At 62.3% G+C, this 17,533-nt stretch carries 17 protein-coding genes; 5 read left to right on the top strand and 12 right to left on the bottom strand.

The features are described 5' to 3' along the window. Positions 1–5 precede the first annotated feature (5 nt). Complete coding sequence (locus AC4PS7_RS01785; protein ID WP_045791286.1) at positions 6–1,025, bottom strand: Leu/Phe/Val dehydrogenase; 1,020 nt, start codon at positions 1,023–1,025, stop codon at positions 6–8. A gap of 187 nt (positions 1,026–1,212) precedes the next feature. On the opposite strand from AC4PS7_RS01785, the gene AC4PS7_RS01780 reads away from it, so the two are divergent. Beyond that, positions 1,213–2,016, top strand: a complete 804-nt coding sequence (locus tag AC4PS7_RS01780) for a SirB1 family protein (protein WP_010212919.1) — start codon at positions 1,213–1,215, stop codon at positions 2,014–2,016. Here the strand turns inward: AC4PS7_RS01780 and AC4PS7_RS01775 are convergent. The 4 genes from AC4PS7_RS01775 to hmgA are packed head-to-tail and all read right to left on the bottom strand — an operon-like array spanning position 2,013 to position 6,647. Further along, positions 2,013–3,380, bottom strand: coding sequence for an MFS transporter (locus AC4PS7_RS01775; protein WP_021491836.1), 1,368 nt, complete (start codon positions 3,378–3,380; stop codon positions 2,013–2,015). The genes AC4PS7_RS01780 and AC4PS7_RS01775 overlap by 4 nt on opposite strands. 39 nt (positions 3,381–3,419) lie before the next feature. After that, a complete protein-coding gene (gene maiA, locus AC4PS7_RS01770) occupies positions 3,420–4,061 on the bottom strand; it encodes a maleylacetoacetate isomerase (RefSeq protein ID WP_010212921.1) in 642 nt (213 codons plus the stop codon). A 12-nt stretch (positions 4,062–4,073) separates the two neighbouring features. Then, positions 4,074–5,360, bottom strand: a complete 1,287-nt coding sequence (fahA, locus tag AC4PS7_RS01765) for a fumarylacetoacetase (RefSeq protein ID WP_044286673.1) — start codon at positions 5,358–5,360, stop codon at positions 4,074–4,076. Between the two features lie 3 nt (positions 5,361–5,363). Continuing rightward, entirely contained in the window at positions 5,364–6,647 is a 1,284-nt protein-coding gene (hmgA, locus tag AC4PS7_RS01760) for a homogentisate 1,2-dioxygenase (protein ID WP_044286672.1), read from the bottom strand. A 120-nt stretch (positions 6,648–6,767) separates the two neighbouring features. Between hmgA and AC4PS7_RS01755 the strand changes: the two genes are divergently transcribed. Beyond that, a complete protein-coding gene (locus tag AC4PS7_RS01755; RefSeq protein WP_010212925.1) occupies positions 6,768–7,547 on the top strand; it encodes an IclR family transcriptional regulator in 780 nt (259 codons plus the stop codon). A 1-nt stretch (position 7,548) separates the two neighbouring features. On the opposite strand, the gene dacB is transcribed toward AC4PS7_RS01755, so the two are convergent. From dacB to AC4PS7_RS01720, 7 genes are all read right to left on the bottom strand, one after another. After that, positions 7,549–8,994, bottom strand: a complete 1,446-nt coding sequence (gene dacB / locus AC4PS7_RS01750; RefSeq protein ID WP_042571690.1) for a D-alanyl-D-alanine carboxypeptidase/D-alanyl-D-alanine endopeptidase — start codon at positions 8,992–8,994, stop codon at positions 7,549–7,551. A 51-nt stretch (positions 8,995–9,045) separates the two neighbouring features. Then, on the bottom strand, positions 9,046–11,472 hold the full coding sequence (locus AC4PS7_RS01745) for a TonB-dependent siderophore receptor (protein ID WP_029529238.1): 2,427 nt from the start codon (positions 11,470–11,472) through the stop codon (positions 9,046–9,048). 108 nt (positions 11,473–11,580) lie between these two features. Beyond that, positions 11,581–12,516 (bottom strand): glutathione S-transferase family protein, encoded by a 936-nt coding sequence (locus tag AC4PS7_RS01740; protein ID WP_010212928.1) that lies wholly within the window; start codon positions 12,514–12,516, stop codon positions 11,581–11,583. 75 nt (positions 12,517–12,591) lie between these two features. After that, on the bottom strand, positions 12,592–12,867 hold the full coding sequence (locus tag AC4PS7_RS01735; protein ID WP_010212929.1) for a GIY-YIG nuclease family protein: 276 nt from the start codon (positions 12,865–12,867) through the stop codon (positions 12,592–12,594). 36 nt (positions 12,868–12,903) lie between these two features. Continuing rightward, positions 12,904–13,374 carry a nuclear transport factor 2 family protein gene (locus AC4PS7_RS01730; RefSeq protein WP_010212931.1) on the bottom strand — a complete coding sequence of 157 codons (471 nt, stop codon included), beginning with the start codon at positions 13,372–13,374 and terminating at the stop codon, positions 12,904–12,906. Between the two features lie 104 nt (positions 13,375–13,478). Beyond that, on the bottom strand, positions 13,479–14,114 hold the full coding sequence (locus AC4PS7_RS01725) for a response regulator (protein ID WP_029529239.1): 636 nt from the start codon (positions 14,112–14,114) through the stop codon (positions 13,479–13,481). 181 nt (positions 14,115–14,295) lie between these two features. Then, complete coding sequence (locus AC4PS7_RS01720; RefSeq protein WP_010212934.1) at positions 14,296–15,123, bottom strand: response regulator; 828 nt, start codon at positions 15,121–15,123, stop codon at positions 14,296–14,298. 417 nt (positions 15,124–15,540) lie between these two features. On the opposite strand from AC4PS7_RS01720, the gene AC4PS7_RS01715 reads away from it, so the two are divergent. The 3 genes from AC4PS7_RS01715 to AC4PS7_RS01705 are packed head-to-tail and all read left to right on the top strand — an operon-like array spanning position 15,541 to position 17,505. Then, positions 15,541–16,170 (top strand): DUF1120 domain-containing protein, encoded by a 630-nt coding sequence (locus AC4PS7_RS01715; protein ID WP_010212935.1) that lies wholly within the window; start codon positions 15,541–15,543, stop codon positions 16,168–16,170. Between the two features lie 41 nt (positions 16,171–16,211). Further along, positions 16,212–16,832 (top strand): DUF1120 domain-containing protein, encoded by a 621-nt coding sequence (locus tag AC4PS7_RS01710; protein WP_010212936.1) that lies wholly within the window; start codon positions 16,212–16,214, stop codon positions 16,830–16,832. Between the two features lie 46 nt (positions 16,833–16,878). Then, positions 16,879–17,505: a DUF1120 domain-containing protein gene (locus tag AC4PS7_RS01705; protein WP_042571687.1), complete on the top strand. Its 627-nt coding sequence runs from the start codon at positions 16,879–16,881 to the stop codon at positions 17,503–17,505. Positions 17,506–17,533 lie beyond the last annotated feature (28 nt).

The raw sequence follows: 17,533 nt of genomic DNA, 5'->3' as shown, positions 1-17,533 counted from the left end.
GTGTATCAGCGGTACAGCAAACGCTCGGCCAGCTCATCCGCCACCCGTGCGGGTGAGCGTTTTTCCGCCTGGGCGTGAGCGAAGATCTCGGTGAGGCGCGTGCCGATATTGGACAGGTGCGCGGTAATCGTTGGCAGTTCCGCTCCGCTGTGCTTGAGCGCGACGTAGATCAGGCCGCCGGAGTTGATCACGTAGTCGGGGGCGTAGAGGATGCCGCGGCCTTCCAGTTGGTCGGCCACTTGCAGGTTGGTCAGTTGCGCACTGGCGGAACCGGCCACGGCGGCGCAGCGCAACTGGCCAACGCTCTGACGGTTGAGCACGGCGCCCAGGCCGCAGGGCGCGAGGATATCGCACGGCGTGCTCAGCAACGCGTCGTTGGCGATGGGGTGCGCGCCCAACTGCTCCATGGCCAGTTGCACCTTGCCATGATCGATGTCGCTCACCAGCAGTTCCGCGCCGGCGGCGTGCAGCTGTTCAGCCAGGGCGTAACCGACATTGCCCAGCCCCTGAACCGCCACGCGCAGGCCTTCGAGGTTGTCGCTGCCAAGGCGCGCCATGGCGGTGGTGCGGATGCCGGCGAACACGCCCATTGCCGCATAGGGCGAAGGATCGCCTGCGGCAGTGGTGCTGGTGACGTAGCGGGTTTGTTGGGCGATGCAATCCATGTCGGCCACCGAGGTGCCGCTGTCGGTGGCGGTGATGTAGCGGCCGTCGAGTTGCTCGATGCAACGGCCGAAGGCTTCAAACAGGGCCGCGCGATTTTCCACGTGGCCAGGGCGCAGGATCACGGCGGTGCCACCGCCTACCGGCAAACCGGCCAGGGCCGCCTTGTAGCTCATGCCTTGGGCCAGGCGCGCGGCATCGGCCACGGCACTTTCGTCGTCGGGGTAGGAAAGATAGCGACAGCCACCCAGGGCCGGGCCCAGGCGACTGCTATGGATGGCGATGACCGCCTTCAGCCCGGTGACCGGGTCGACGCTCAAGTGCAGCGATTCAAGGCGGGTGCTGTGCATGAGAGCAAACATCGTCAAGCTCCCGAATCACTTCTGGTAGTGGGCCAAGTATAGGCTTGCGGCAGAAAACTGCCGGACCACGCTGGAATAAGACGCCCGTTTTCGCAGGACTTGCGACATAAGCGAGCAGGATATTCTTTAAGCCACTGGACGAAAATTCCCAGCAAGGCTAAAACGGGGGCATACGCCGGAGAATGCAATGAATCCCCGCAAAGCCTTTTTCGCCTGCCTGGAACGCTCCCCACCTGCGCTGTTTGAAGCGGCGTTGTGGATTGCTGCCGAGCATGACCCGACCGTACAACCCTCGCAGACCCTGCAGGAACTGACCTTGCTGCAACAACAGGTGAGCCAGGGCATGCCCCTGTTGCCGGCGGATGAACTCGGCCAGCCGCTGTTGCGACGCCTGAATGACCTGGGATTTGCCCAGGATGAATTCACCCCTTTGCGCCCCGCCGCCGCCCTGCTGGACAAGGTCTTGCAGCGCAAACGCGGGCAACCCCTGGCTATGGGCCTGATCGCCCTTGAGCTGGCGCGCCGCCTGGAAATCCCCATGGTCGGCGTGAATTTCCCCGGCCATTTCCTGCTGCGGGTACCCGGCGCCGATCACCTGCTGGATCCCTGCGGCGGTCGGCGGTTGTACCCCAACGATTGCCGCGACCTGTTGCAGCGCCAATACGGCCCCAACCTCAAGCTGCAGGCCGATCACCTGCACACCGCCGATCCACGTTCGATCCTGCAACGGTTGTCACGCAACCTGCGACAACTGCACCTTTCCAACGACATTCCACTCCAGGCCCTGATCGACGCCGAACGCGTGCTGGAACTGGGCAATGCCAGCGCCGCCGATTACCTGGCACGGGCGAGCCTGTATCAGCGCCTCGACTGCCCCAACGCCGAACGCTTCGACCTGGAACATGCGCTGATGCTCAGCGAAGACCCGATCCAGCGCCTGCGCCTGACCGAGCGCCTGGGGCACCTGCCGCCCAATTCAGTGGTGCATTAGGCCTGTGGCGCCTTGAGGGTATCCCCAGCCAACGGGCTCTTCGAACCTTCAGCTTCGGGCGAACGCACCTGAATGATCAACAGAGCCGCGATCACCGCCGGGATCGCGCAGAAAAAGAAAATCTGCTGCACCGGGATATGCATTGCCAGCAACAGGCTGCCAAACAACGGCCCCAGGATTGAACCAAAACGCCCCACTCCCAGCGCCCACCCCGTACCGGTGGCACGTACATGAGCGGGGTAGAAGTTACTGGCGAAGGCATTGAGGGTCAGTTGACCACCGATGATGCAAAAACCGGCCGCAACGACACAGGCCACCAAGTAGCGCGGGTTGTCATGGTTCAGGCCGAGCAGAAGCGTGCACACCGCTGCGGCGGCCAGTACGCCGGACAACAGCCGCACTTTGCGTTTCAAGCGGTCGGCGAACCAGGCCATGGCGATGGCACCCAAAGTACCGGCGAACAGGAACATCGAGGTCACCAGGTTGGCCTCTTTCAACGCCAACCCACTCTCCAGCAGTAACGACGGAAGCCAACTGATCATGAAATACAGCAGGATCAGGCTGACAAAAAACGTCGACCAGATCAGCAGCGTCGGACGTGCGTAGCCATTGCGGAACAGTTCCACCACCGTCAGTTTGCTGCCCTGCTCCTGTTGGTTTTCGGCCTCGGTCGCCAGCGGCGGTTGCCAGCCCGGCAGCATGCGTGACGTCACGTTCTGCAACCGTGCATAGGGTGGTGCATCACGCAGCAAACGCGGCAATGATTCCGGCAGCAGCCATACCAGAAACGGGAACAACAGCAATGGCGTCACGCCACCCGCCAGAAACACCGCCTGCCACCCAAAGCCTTCGATAAACCCCGCCGCCACAAACCCGCCCGCCGCACCGCCGAACGAGAAGCCACACGCCGCCAGGGTCACCATCAAGGTACGCAGGCGCGGCGGCGAGTATTCCGACATCAACGCCATCGCACTCGGCATCGCGCCCCCCATACCGATGCCGCAGATAAACCGGGCGGCCATCAGTGTGGTCAGCGAGTTGGCGAACACCATCAACACGGTGAGGCTGGCGTAGATCAGCACACAGCCGAGCAGGATGCGCCGCACGCCGAACCGATCCGCCAGCGGCGTCACCAGCAACGACCCCAAGGTAAGCCCCAGCAGGTTGGCGCTGAAGACCGGGCCAAATGCAGCCTTTTCCAGCCCCCAGTCCTGGGCCAGCGCCGGCACCACGTAACCCAGCACTTGGGCGTCATAGCCGTCGGTCACCAGCAGCAGCGCCAGCAACAGGAGAATCAACCACTGATAGCGCGACACCGGACGGGCGTCGAGTGCCGCGCGAAAGCTGGCAAGCTGATTGTGCATCGCAAGTACCTGTTTTTTATTTTTATGGAACAGCAGGAATCAGGCAGCGGGTGTATCCGGCTGATTGGCGGGGTGTGCCCGCACAAATGCCGGGTGCTGGGCCGCCAACGCCGCCACCCGTCCAATGCGCGGGTAACTGGCCAACGGCACCTTGAAGCGCTCGGCCGCATACAGTTGCGGGATCAGGAACGTATCGGCCAACCCCGGCTGCTCGCCGAAGCAAAACCCTTGGTCGCCGATCAACTGTTCCACCGCGCCCAAGCCCTGGCTGATCCAATGCCCGATCCACTCCAACAGTTGCGCCTCGTCATGCCCCCATTGGCGCAGCAGATTCTGGGTGCTGGAGTTATGCAGCGGATGGATATCGCAGCCGATGATCGAGGCCACCGCACGCTCATGAGCGCGGGTCGCCAGGTCCCTGGAGAGCAGCGGCGCCTGTGGATAACGTTCGTCGAGGTACTCGATGATCGCCGGCGACTGAATCAACAGTTCGCCCTCCTCGGTACGCAAGGCCGGGACACGACCTTGCGGGTTGATCGCCAGGTACTCGGGCTGGCGATGGGCACCGCCCGCCGGCACCAGCAGGTTGACCGGCACGGCGGTGAAGTCCAGGCCCTTGAGCGCCAGGGCGATGCGCACCCGATACGACGAGGTGGAACGGTAGTAGGTGTAGAGTTCCATCGCCCTGCCCTCCTAGCGTGCCGCGATCACGGTGCCGCGGCATTCGCCGAAGCCGATGGAGGCGAAGCCTTCACGGTTGCAGCGCGCACGCAGGATGATTTCATCACCGTCTTCGAGGAACTTGCGCACCTCACCGGACGGTAATTCGACCGGCTTTTTACCGCCTTCGGTCATTTCCAGCAGGCTGCCGAACTGGCCGGCTTGCGGGCCGGACAAGGTGCCCGAACCAAACAGATCGCCCGCCTGCAATTGGCAACCGTTGACGCTGTGGTGCGCCACCAATTGCGCGACAGTCCAGTACATGTGCAGGCTGTTGCTCAGGGCCAGGCGATGGGCCGGCAGGTTCTGCTCGCGCATGGCGGCGGTGGTGAGCAGTACTTCCAGCTCGATATCCAGCGCACCTGCGGCCTGGTCACGTTTATCCAGCAGATACGACAGCGGCTGCGGGTCGCCTTCAGGGCGCGCCGGCTGCGCTTTGCGGAACGGTTCCAGGGCTTCGGCCGTCACCACCCAAGGCGAGATAGTGGTGATAAAGCTTTTCGACAGGAACGGCCCCAACGGCTGGTATTCCCAGGCCTGGATATCCCGTGCCGACCAGTCATTGAGCAAACAGAAACCGGCGATGTGATCGGCCGCATCGCCAATGGCAATCGAATCACCCATCTCATTGCCCTGGCCGATCCAGATGCCCAGCTCCAATTCGTAATCAAGGCGTGCGCACGGGCCGAAGGTCGGCTCGCTCTGGCCGGCCGGCAGGGTTTGGCCTTTGGGGCGGCGTACATCGGTGCCCGAGGTGCGAATAGTCGAAGCACGGCCGTGGTATCCAATCGGCACGTACTTGTAGTTGGGCAGCAGAGGATTGTCGGGGCGGAAGAGTTTGCCGACGTTTTGCGCGTGCTCGATGCCGACGTAGAAGTCGGTGTAGTCATTGATCCGCGCCGGAACGTGCATCTGGCAATCGGCAGCGCGATGCAGCACCTGCGCTTCACGGGTGTGCAACGTGCTGCCTTCGGCCAGCAACTCCAACAGACGCTCGCGCAAGGCCACGCGCGGGCCGCGGCCCAGTGCAAAAAACGCGTTCAGTTGGCCACCCGCGGTCGCTTCGACCGCACGGCGGGCTTCACCGTCAAACTCATCGATGGCGGCTTGCAGATCCAGGATCGAGTCGCCGATCGCCACGCCAGCACGCGGGGTCGAACCGTTGACGCTGAACACGCCCAACGGCAGGTTTTGCAGGGGAAAATCGGTGTGACCATTGGCGGAGGCCACCCAGCTGCGGGTAAGTGTAGGCTGAGTCATGGGTTATCTCCGGTTCGGGTTGAAGGTGGCGGGCAGCGAGGCCCAGCACGCGTCGTAAGTGTTTTGCAGTTGCGGGCAGTCCAGGGCGAACTGGGTGGGACGCAGCACTTGGCTGGTCTCAAACATGAAGGCCATGGTGTTATCGATCTTGTGCGGCGCCAGGTCCACGTTGATGGCCTTGGTGCAGGTCTCGCCGTCCGGGCCGTGGGCGCTCATACAGCTGTGCAGCGACGCGCCACCGGGCAGGAAGCCTTCGGCCTTGGCGTCGTAGGCCCCCTGGATCAGGCCCATGTATTCGTTCATCAGGTTGCGGTGGAACCACGGCGGACGGAAGGTGTTCTCAGCCACCATCCAACGTGGCGGGAAGATCACGAAGTCGAGGTTGGCCAGGCCGTGGGTGCTGGTAGGTGAGGTCAACACAGTGAAGATGGACGGATCCGGGTGGTCAAAGCTCACGGTGCCAAGGGTGTTGAAGCGGCGCAGATCGTATTTGTACGGCACGTTGTTGCCGTGCCAGGCGACCACGTTGAGTGGCGAATGGTCCAGCTCACAGGCCCAGAGTTCGCCGAGGAATTTCTGCACCAGCGTTGTTGGTTTTTTCACATCTTCGTAGTGGGCAACCGGCGTCAGGAAGTCGCGTGGATTGGCCAGGCCATTGCTGCCGATAGGGCCCAGGTCCGGCAGACGCAGCGGCGCACCATGGTTCTCGGCGACGTAACCGCGCGCTTGCGTATCCAGCAACTCGACGCGGAATTTCAGGCCACGAGGCAACACGACGATTTCCAGCGGCTCCACCTCCAGCACGCCAAGCTCGGTAGCAATACGCAGGCGACCCAGCTCCGGCACAATCAACAACTCGCCATCAGCGTTGAAGAACACACGCTCCATGGAACGGTTGGCGCGGTAGGTGTAGATGCTGATGCCTGAGGGCTTTTCTGCCCCTGAATTGGCGACCATTCCTACAAGCCCATCGATGAAGTCCGTCGGTTCGCTCGGCATATCCAACGGGTTCCAGCGCAAGCGATTAGGCGTTACCGCCCCCAACGGCCCCCCGGCCAGTTGCCGCTCAAGCTTGATGAATGCAGGGTGATTGGCCGACGGCTGAATGCGGTACAGCCAGGTCCGCCGGGCTTCACTGCGCACCATGGTGAACGCAGTGCCAGAGAACAGTTCGGTGTACAGCCCGTAGGGCGCTTTTTGCGGGGAGTTCTGGCCGATCGGCAGCGCGCCGGGCAAGGCTTCGCTGGCGAATTCATTGCCGAAGCCCGACAGGTATTCGAGGTTCATGGATCGTCCTCTACACGGAAGTTGTTTTTATCGTAATCCAGTTACGCATAACGTAATTTGATCACCATCGACCGTCAAGCTATAAAGACGCCCATTCATCTCTCGGATTCTCGCCCTTCCATGGAAAAGCCCCGCGACACCGGTAAACAGAAAGTCCGCTCGGCCGAAGTCGGCACCGATATCCTCAAGGCTCTGGCCGAACTGTCGCCGGCCACTTCGCTGTCACGCCTGGCCGAGCACGTGCAGATGCCGGCGAGCAAGGTGCACCGCTATTTACAGGCGCTGATCGCCTCGGGTTTTGCCGAACAGAACACCGCCACCAACCACTACGGCCTGGGCCGTGAAGCGTTGCGCGTGGGCTTGGCGGCGCTGGGCAGCATGGATGTGTTGAAAGTCGGCGCGATGCCCCTGGCGGAGCTGCGCGATGAACTGAATGAAACCTGCTTTTTAGCCGTGTGGGGCAACCAGGGCGCCACCGTCGTGCAGATTGAGCCGGCGGTGCGCGCGGTAACAGTGGTCACGCAATTGGGCTCGGTGCTGCCGCTGCTCAGCTCGTCCACCGGGCTGGTGTTCAGCGCTTACCTGCCGTCGCGGGAAACCGTGGAGCTGCGTGAGCGGGAAATCCAGGCCGGCATCGCTCATGCCCTGGCGGATGACCAGGCCTACGCCACCACCTGCGAGCAGATCCGCAGCCGTGGTCTGCACTTCGTGCACGGTCTGTTGATGCCCGGCGTCGATGCCCTGTCGGCGCCGGTGTTCAACGCCATCGGCCAAGTGGCGGCGGTGATGACCGTCGTTGGCCCCACCTCGTTGTTCCATGCCGACGAAGATGGCCCGGCGGCGCAGCACTTGCTGGCGGCGACCCGGGCCGTGAGTTGGCGCATGGGCTATCAGCCCTGAACTAGTCGTGCCACTGGACCAGGGCCAGCGCCACGCGGTTTTCCAGGGCGCGGATCGGTGCGGCGGTACTCAGGTAGTTGTTGCTGATAATAGAAAACACCAGGCGCCGGCCCTGGGCGTCGGTGATGTAGCCGCTCAACGATGACACGCCGGCCATGGAGCCGGTCTTGGCATGCAGGTTATTTTCGGCCGGCGTCCCGCGCAGTCGATAACGCAGGCTGCCGCCGCTTATGCGATCGGTGTTACCGGCGATCGGCAAGGCGTTGTACCAGGCCTCGAACCAGGGTTGTTTGGCCGTCGCCAGCAGCAGATCGGTGAGGTTTTGCGACGACACCAGATTGCGCCGCGACAAGCCCGAACCATCGACCTGGCTCAGCGTCATCGGGTCCAAACCTTGGCGCCGCATAAAGTCTGCCACTGCCGCGACACCGGCCTGCGCCGTCCCTGCATTGGACGCCTTGCGGCCCATGGCCTTGAGGAAGGCTTCGGACATGTTGTTATTCGACAGTTTGAGCAGCGGTGTGAGCAGTGCCTGCAGCGGCGCCGATTGATGCTCGGCCAGCACCCTGGCCGTGACCGGGCTTGCGCCACCGATCACACGCCGCCCCAGCACCTGAATGCCCTGCTGCGCCAACGCCTGCTCAAACAGATTGGCCACCAGTTGCGTCGGCTCCCACACACTCACCCACTGTCGACTTTGCTTGCCCGGCGCCAGCGTGCCGGTGAGCTGCAACAGATTGGTGCCATGCTGGCGGGTGATGCCGTAGTTGTTGCCGGGGCCGCTGACAGCACGGTTGCTCAGTTGCACGTAGTCGGTAGACGGGCTCACCACCACGCTGACCGGTTGGCCAACCCCGCTAGGGGCCTTCGCCGTGACCAGCAACGTCCCCGCATCAAAATCCGTGTTCGGCGATACGGTCAACGCTGAAATCTGCGCACCGTAATAGGTACTTTCATCGTCGTGAGCCCAGTCCACACCCAGGCGCTCGGCGTCGAAAAAGGTATCGTCGAAAACCAGGTCGCCCTGGACCTGACGCACGCCTTGGGCTGCAAGCTGTGCCGCCAATGCCTGGTAATCAGCGAACTGCGTGGTCGGATCACCCAGGCCCTTGAGGTATAGGTTACCGGTGAGGCGCTCGCCTTGCAGCGTGCCATTACTCAGCAATTGGGTAGAAAAACGGTACTGCGGCCCCAGCACATCCATCGCCGCTGCGGTGGTGAGCAATTTGAGATTGGACGCGGGGATCAACCGTGTACGCGAGTTGTGTTGATAGAGCGTGCTACCGCTACGGGCATCACGCACCATCAGGGAAACAGTGGCGCCGTTGAGGGCCGGGTCAGCCAGGAGTTGCTCCAGGGTTGCCGGGGTGGAAGTCGGTGAAACACTCGCGCAACCACCCAGCAAAAAGCTCAAGCACAGCAGATGTAGCCATCGTCCAAAATGCATCAGTATCGTTTCCGCCAAGACATCAATGGCGGCAACGCTACCACAACCCCCTTAGAACTCCAGGGTGCTGGACACCGACACCTGCCGTGCATCGCCCATGGACACAAACAAGCGGCTGGCCGCCGAGGTGTAGTAGACGCGGTCGAACATGTTCTTCACGTTGAGCTGGAACTTGACCTTCTGCCCATCGATCTTGGTGTCGTAGGTGGCGAACGCATCCGCCACGGTATACCCCGGCAAGGTGAAATCGTTGGCCGCATCGCCTGCGCGTGCACCGACGTAACGTGCACCGGTCCCCACCCGCAACTGGTCGCCACCAAAGATGTTGCCGAAGTCATAGGCGACAGCCAACGAGCCGGTGTGCTTGGCGACGTTTTGCAGACGGTTGCCTTCCAGGGTCGGGTCCTTGTCCTTGACGTCCAGCGCATCGGTGTAAGCGTAGCTGCCGATCAGGCTCACCTTGTCGGTCAACTGCCCGGTAGCGTCGAGTTCCAGGCCACGGGAACGCACCTGGCCGGCAATGCTGTAGACGGTGTTGGCGCCTGAGCCAACAGAGACGAGCACGTTGCGCTTGTCGATATTGAACAACGCCGCGCTGGCGGTGATGCGTCCCGGAATGTCGAGCTTGGCCCCCAGTTCCCAGGACTTGGACTCCTCGGGCGTGAGGTCGCCGGTCAAGGTGCTGCCATCGGCCAAGGCGGCGATGGTGGAATTGGGTTTGAACGACTCGGTGTAGCTGCCGTAGAACGACAACTCATCGGTGTAGCGATACACCAGGCCCGCGCGCGGCACCCAGGCCTGGCCGTTGCCGTTGGTGTTGGCCTTGAACGGTACGCCTTTGCCGGCGTATTGGTCATACATCTGGTAGCGCGCGCCGGCGACAAAAATCCACTGTTCGTTCAGGTGGATGGCGTCCTGGAAGAACAACGAATCGCTGCGCAGCAGGTCGGTCTGGGCACTGTCGGCGGGGCTGACGGTCGTGCCCGCCACTTCGTTGCCGTACACCGGATTGTTGTAGTTGAAGCTGGTGGCGCGCGAACTCTGGCGGATCAGGTCGGCGCGGTAGATCTTGCGGTACTCGTCATCCAGGCCGAACACCACATCGTTTTGCAGGCCGAACACATTGACTTTGCCTTCCAGACTCGCCGTGGCGAAGCGGTCCGTAGTGATCGCGCCCTGGGTGCCGTCCATCTTGCGGGTCAGCGTGCCGTTGGCGTTCACCGCACTCACACGCACTTGACTGGCGTCGTAGGTCTCGCGGTTCCAGCTGTAGCCGAAATGGGCTTTCCAATCATCGTTCAGGTCATGATCGGCTTCGAAGCGGTACAGGTCGGAACGGCCTTCCATGTTGTTGAAAGGTTCATCCAGACGGCGTGTGGCTGGGATGTCCAGCGGGTGATTGGTCTTGGGATCGATGGCGGTGCCACGGTCGAACGGCGTGAGAAATTCGCGGTGTTCGTAGGCAAACAGCAATTGGGTGCTGTCACCGTACCAGGCCAGGGACGGCGCGATCAGGCTCTCACGGTGAGTGCCGAAGTTGCGCCAGTAATCTTCGTCTTCATGGTCGACGATCAGCCGGTAGGCCAAGCCGCTGTCGCCAATCGGGCCGGTGGTGTCGAGGCTGCCGCCGCTGCCGTTCTTGCCGTCACCAAAGGTAGAGCCGCGCACGGTCAGGGCAGTGGAGCGCATCAGCTCCGGCTTTTTGCTGACGATGTTCACCACGCCGCCCGGGTCCTGAATACCGTACAGCAGCGACGACGGGCCCTTGAGCACTTCGACGCGCTCGGCCGTAGCATTCAGCGCGCGCCCCTGCACGATGGGCATGCCGTCGCGCATGATCGAACCGTTACGGTTGTCGCCGAAGCCCCGCAGCATCACGGCGTCCTGGGTGCTGGCCAAGGTATTGGCCTGGGTGATGCCGCTGATGTTGGCGAGGGCGTCATCCAGATTACGCGGGGTCTGGTCACGCAGTACTTGGGCAGGCACCACGTTGACGGTTTGCGGGGTTTCCAGCAGCAGCGCGTGGGAGCGCATCACCGAACTGGTGGGCGGTGGCTGGTAGCTGGTGCTGTCCTCGACTTGCTGGCCGACACCGCTGATGGTGGTTGCGCCGAGGTTGACCGCGCCCTCCGTCGGCACCGGCTCAAGCGCCAGGGTGCGGGCATCGATCTGACGGAAGGTGAAGCCGGTGTTGCTCAGCAGCCGTTGCAGGGCTTGGGTCGCGCTCATTTGCCCGTTGACCGCCGGGGCACTGAGGCCGTAGGGCGCTTCATCGGTGTAGATCACGCTGATGCCGGTGACGCGGCTGAAATCGCTCAAGGCCTGGGGCAGCGGCTTGGCCGTCAGGGCGAAGTTGAACCGGGCGCTTTGCTGCTCCTGCGCCTGCGCCACACTCAAGGGCAGCAGCGCCAGCCCCGATACCGCCAATACCGAGGCTCCCAGCCACTGTTTAACCCAACCGCCCGCCGTCGACTTCATGCTGTGAGAACCCGTGTAGAAAACGCTGTTAATGCGAATAGATCGCAGTTTCAAGCACTACACGGATGGGCCGTGGATTTACCTCACTTTTATTTGCAACTTTTTTGTTTATTGCGCCTGGATGCAAAACCCCATGCGCGGGAAATGCACATGCACGGTGCCGCCACGTTCGTCCGTACGGCGCAGGATCAGCTCTTCGCGCCCGGCGAACAGCAGTTCCCCAGCGACCGGGTCGGTGCCGTAGTCGGTGGCGGAAATGGTCACCTGCTGGCCGGCCTTGAAGCCGTTCAAGTCCTCGAACACTTCTTCAGGCAAAACAGCCGGTGCAGCGTTACGCGATACCTCCAAGGCTTGCTCGGCGCTCATCTGGATAGAGGTGCCATGGCCGAACCCGAGCACACGGTCCAGCCAGGCAGCGACGGCTGGATAGGCGTCCACCAACGGCGACGTCACTGAAGAGCCTTTGAGGAACCACAGTGGGTGGGCCAGGGCAAAGTCGGCAATCGACGGCTCGCCGAACAGGAAATCCCCCGCCGGGTGCTGCAACTGCTGATGGATGCGATGGATGATCGTCGGCCACTGGTGCTTGGCCTGGTCCAATTGCACACGGGTTGCGGTGCCGCCGCTGAACAGCTTGCTGCGATCCGCCACCAACACCTGGATCATTTCCGGCGGCACCTTGGCAAATTTCACCGCCAGGGATTCCGGCTGGAACACCAGCGCCACAGCATGGGAAAACACCACCGAGTCCGCCCAGGCCGCGAAGCCTTGAGTGACCAGTTCCAGGCCTTGGGGGAACAGTGCCGGCGCAGACTTTTCCTGCTCCAGGCGACGGGCAATCAAGGCGGTGTCACAGTAGATATCTGCGCCGACCTGCAACACCGGGGTCTTGCGATAACCGCCGGTGAGGGCTGTCAGGTCAGGCTTGGGCATGACGGGCGAGATATGCACCGAGTGCCAGGACAATCCCTTGAAACCCAGAAGCAGGCGGGCTTTTTCAGCAAAGGGGGACTGCGGGTAATGGTGGAGGATTAACTCAGACATGCCAGGCTCCGCGCTAGAAATGAACCGCTAGCTTAGCCTGCAACCACAGGAAACGGGGCGATGGGAACCCATCAGTCAAATCAATGAGCCACTGGCCGCCAGGCACTCCTTGGCGCTCTTCTTCAACTTCTTGATCAGGCGTTCCTGGCGCAGCGCTTCGCCCTTGGATGCGCATTGCTCGGTGTACACCAACGCCACGGCAGGGCTCGACAAAAAGAACCGGGCGCCCTTGCCGCTCTGGTGCGAGGCAAAGCGGCGCACCGGGTCATTGCTGATGCCGCAATACAGGGAACCATTGGCGGCGCGCACCAGGTAGACGAACCAGGGTTTGGGTGCGGAAGGATCAGTCACGGGCGATGTCTGCAAACCAGAGGAACGCTAATCTTATCAACGACCGGCCTGGAATGCCTTCAACCCTTTGAGCGCCTGGGCGCGCACGGCGTTTTTCAGCGCAGGCGACCAGCCCAGCAGCAGGCCTTTCAAGCCCAGGGCCTGGCGCGACCAACGCCACAGATCGAAGTGGTCGTGGTGCTCGCAGATTTTGCCATCGCGAAACACGAACCGCGCACCGATGTCGTTGACCACCGTATTGCCGGTGGCGCTGAACAGGTACGTCGCGACCCAATGCGCACTGCCGGTGCTGTCATCGCTGCGCACATGGTCGAAGGTCAGGGAGAAGTCCTTGGCGCGGGTGGTGAGCATGCGCCACATATCCCCGGCATCGCGGCCACGCAGCTCGCCAAAGGCCGGGTCGCTGAACACCACGTCGTCGGTGTAGCAGGCGGCCATGGCTTCGGCGTCCAGGCGCTGGAAGGCGCTGTAGAACTCGGTGATCAGGGCGTTATGGGCATCACTCATGGGCAGGGTCCGCTGGCGTCGAAAAGATAGCCGCACGATAAGCCGCCGGCAGCGCCAAGGCTAGCAACATTCGCCGCGCAAATGGGCGGCTTGCCGCGCCGGGCTCAGGGCACCATGCCGCTGCTGCGGGCGTAGGCGAACAGATCCACATCGGTAGAAATGCACAGCCGGTTCATCGCCGTGCTTTTCTGCTTGCTGATGGTCGAAATGCTGCGGTTGACCCGCGCCGCGATCTGGCTGACGGTCATACCGCTGGCGAGCATGCGCACCACTTCGCGCTCCTTGCAGGACAACTGCGGCACGGCTTGCTGGTTGCCCGTCCCGGCCTCCGCCAGTTGCGCACGCAAACATTCGCTGACGAAGGTGCGCCCTTCACTGACGGCGGCAATCGCCAGCGGCAGTTCACGGGCCGACGCGCTTTTGGCCAGGACCGCCCGGGCCCCCTGGGCAAACGATTCGCGCAAGGTGGCGACACTGGCAAACATGGTTACCAGAATCACCGGCAAGTCCGGATGCCGGCGCTGCATCAGGCCCAGCAAGCTATAACCGTCGGCTTGCTGGTTACCCGGCATGGCAAAGTCCGTGACCAGGATGTCGCACGGCGTGCTGTCCACCAGCGCCAGCAACTGATCCGGACCGTCGGCCTCGGCAACGACTTTGCATCGGCCATTGGCTTCTATCACCACTTTCTGCCCGATACGCACAATGGGATGATCGTCAGCAATAATTACGCGAAGCATGAGCACCACCATGATGGCAACTTGAATCCGCGCAAAATACTCCCGGATCGGATCAGCAACAACCGCCCCTGAAAGCAGTAATGGCAGATAGCCCAGCAATCCCTGGAAACAGGATTTTGCCCTACAGAAAAAAAGGAAATACCCCACTCCGAAGACCTACAACACGCATCAGCATGAGCTGTCATCCATTTCCTAACGCCGACAAATAGTTCAAATACCCGATCAAGTCACTGCGCAATGCGAGCAAGCGCGGAAGGTGCATGGCCACGCCGTCGCGGTTGATCGCTTCGATCAACAGGTGACCGCGCTTTTCCAGCGGTGTGGCACCGAAGAATGCCACGCTGCCGATCAAGCGGTGCAGGTGCTCGACCGTTGCCTGCGCGTGCAGGCCGTCGGTGGCTTGTGCCAGCGCATGCAGATCGATCTCGGCTTCGTACACCAGGCTCGCCAGGATGCCGGGCAACGCCTCCGGGCATCCGAACAGTTGACCCAGCCGTGCGCGACTCGGCCAGCGCCCTTCGACCGCCACCATCGGCTGCACCGCCTCGCTGATACGTGGGCCGGGCAGCCAGTCGCCGAGCACCTGGCGCAGTTGTTGGAAAGTCACCGGTTTGTCCAGCCAGGCATCCATGCCGGCGGCCTGGCACTGCTGGATTTCATGCGCGCCCAGCTTGCCGGTGAACGCGATGACCGGCACGCCCTGCGTTCCGGCGCGCTGTTCGCGGCGGCGCAGTTCGCGCGTCATGGCAAAGCCGTCCATCACCGGCATTTGGCAGTCGCTGAAAATCAGGTCGACACAGGTCACGTCCAGAAACGCCAACGCGGCCTGGCCATGTGCGCACACTTCAAAAGCCAGCCCCAGCCGCTCGAACATGGCGCCCATCAGCAGGCAGTACGCGGGGTGATCGTCCACCAACAACACCTTGAGCTCACGCCAATGCACGGTCGACGGGGGCTGCGCGACCCGGTCATCCCCTGCTTGGTCGCCTGGGATAGGGTCTGAAGACATGACTACCTCAACTTCAAAAAGCGCGCGGCGCCGGAATCGGCAACCTCAACGGCTGGCAAACCATCCACCGACGGAGGGGCCGCGGTTCAAGCGCTGACGCTCAGACCTGTTCGAATGTGCTGTGGAAAAACTATCGGCCGGAACGCTAGTTGAATGAGCGCGCTGAAGCGATACAACAACTACGAAATCCTTAAATTTCCTACACACACTAAAACGAGTTCCGACAAGTCGATTGGGCGTGTGCGATACCCGTTCATTGTCGTATTTGTTGTATTTGCCAGACGCCTTCCCCCCGATAAATTGCCCGGCATCCCCTAAGCGGGACGCGACCGGCCACTCCAGGCGTTCGCCACCTCGTTGCCGACGCGTCCTCCCTTGACCCCTCGGCAATCAGCTTTGCACTGGAAGCTCGATCACATGAAAAAGCCCTTAGCCGCCCTCACCGCCGCCGTCGCCCTTGTCTGCAGCGGCATGACGTTTGCCGCCAGCACCGTGGAACTGGCGGTCGTTGGCGTGATTACCCCGAGTGCCTGCACACCGACGTTGTCGGGCAATGGCCTGGTGGATCACGGCAAGCTCTCGGCCAAAGACCTGAACCTCACCACGGCGACCAACCTGCCCACCGCCCGGCTGCAATTCAACGTCGACTGCGAAGCCCAGACCCTGTTTGCGCTGCGCACCACCGACAACCGCGCCGGGTCGTCGACCAGCAGCTACGGTTACGGCCTGGGCTTGATCAACAACCTGCAAAAAATCGGCACGTTCTGGATTTCCCTCAGGAGCCCGGTGGCCGACAACGTCGCCGCCGAGCCCATCGAGTCATTGGACGGCGTGAGCTGGCGCCCCATCGACGATGTGATGTGGCAGAGCCAGTACCTGGCGGCGTTCGGCGACGGTTCGACGGGGCAAAACCGTAAGCCGATCCCGCTCAAAAACGTGATCGTCGACCTGTTGGTCGACACCCAGATCGCCGCCGCCAACAGCCTGGACCTGAGCAATGAAGTGCTGATCGACGGCTCCACCACGATCGAAGTCAAGTACCTGTGACCCATCCACTCAGGACATTACCCAGAGAGGTTGTTCGTTCCATGGATAAATATGTCCCAGCGCTGCTGGCGAGCCTGTTACTGGCCACTGTGCCCAGCGCCTTGGCTGGCAGCCAAACCGACCTGCGCGTGACCGGCGCGATCACGCCCAAAGCCTGTATCACGGGCTTGTCGAACGACGGCGTGATCGACCACGGCAAAGTCACCGTGCGCGACCTCAACCCGGACCGACACACGCTGTTGCCCCCCAATTCCCTGCACCTGAGCGTGCAATGCGAGGGCTCGACGCTCTTTGCCTTGACCACCATCGACAACCGTCAAGGCACCGCGGTGATTCCCAACCATCACGGCCTGGGCACGACGTCCCAAGGCGAGAACCTGGGCAGCGTGTCCCTGGCTTTGAGCAACCCGGTGGCGGATGAGGCGGCCGCGCGCACCATCGTGTCACTGGATGGCGGCACCAGTTGGGCCGCCGGAACCCAGCTGAGCCACCTCAACCTGCTCGCGGCTGCTTCGGCCGACAACACCACCCGGCCCATGGCGGTGACGCGTTTCGACGCGGACGTTGCGCTCTACACCCGGATCGCCCGCGCCGACGGCCTGACCCTGACCGATGAAGCCCCCCTCGACGGGCACGTGACCGTCGAAGTGCGTTACCTGTAACCCCTGCACCCCCTGTATGCCTATCCTTCCCTGGAGCTTTACCCGCATGAAAAAGTTACTCCACACCAGCGTTGCCGGTCTGTTGATCGCCAGCGCATTACCGGCACTCGCCGCGTCCACCGTGGACCTGACCGTCAAGGGCCTGATTGTGCCCTCGGCGTGTACGCCAAGCCTGTCGGCCAACACCGTCGACATGGGCCGGGTGTCGGTCAAGGACCTTAATCAGGAAAGCCGCACCCTGCTGAACCCGAGCACCTTGTCGCTGAGCGTCGACTGCGAGGCCGCGACGCTGTTCGCCATGAAGGCCACCGACAACCGCACTGATTCCAGTGCCAACGCCGGCGAGTTTGGTATCGGCAAGACCGCCGCCGGCGAACCGATCGGCGGCTACGGTCTGTTTCTCGACAACGCCGTGGCCGACGCGGTCGCCGTCCAAACCATTGTTTCTTACAACGGCGGCACCACCTGGTTCACTCATTATGAAGACGACCTTTGGCAATCCACGAGTCTGATCTCGATCAAGGCAATCGGTACGGCGTCAACACCCATCCCGGCCAAGAACACGCTGATGGCGCTTTCCGTCAACCCGTTCATCCACCCGGCAAAGAACGTGACCATCAGCGAAGACACCGCGATCGATGGTTTGGCCACCATCGAAGTCAAGTACCTGTAACGCCACTGCCCTTTCCGAAGCCCGTATC

The sequence above is a fragment of the Pseudomonas sp. DW-iso3 genome (assembly GCF_058725305.1).
The sequence above is the reverse complement of the archived record's forward strand: the minus strand, read 5'-3'. Positions and strand labels throughout refer to the sequence as shown.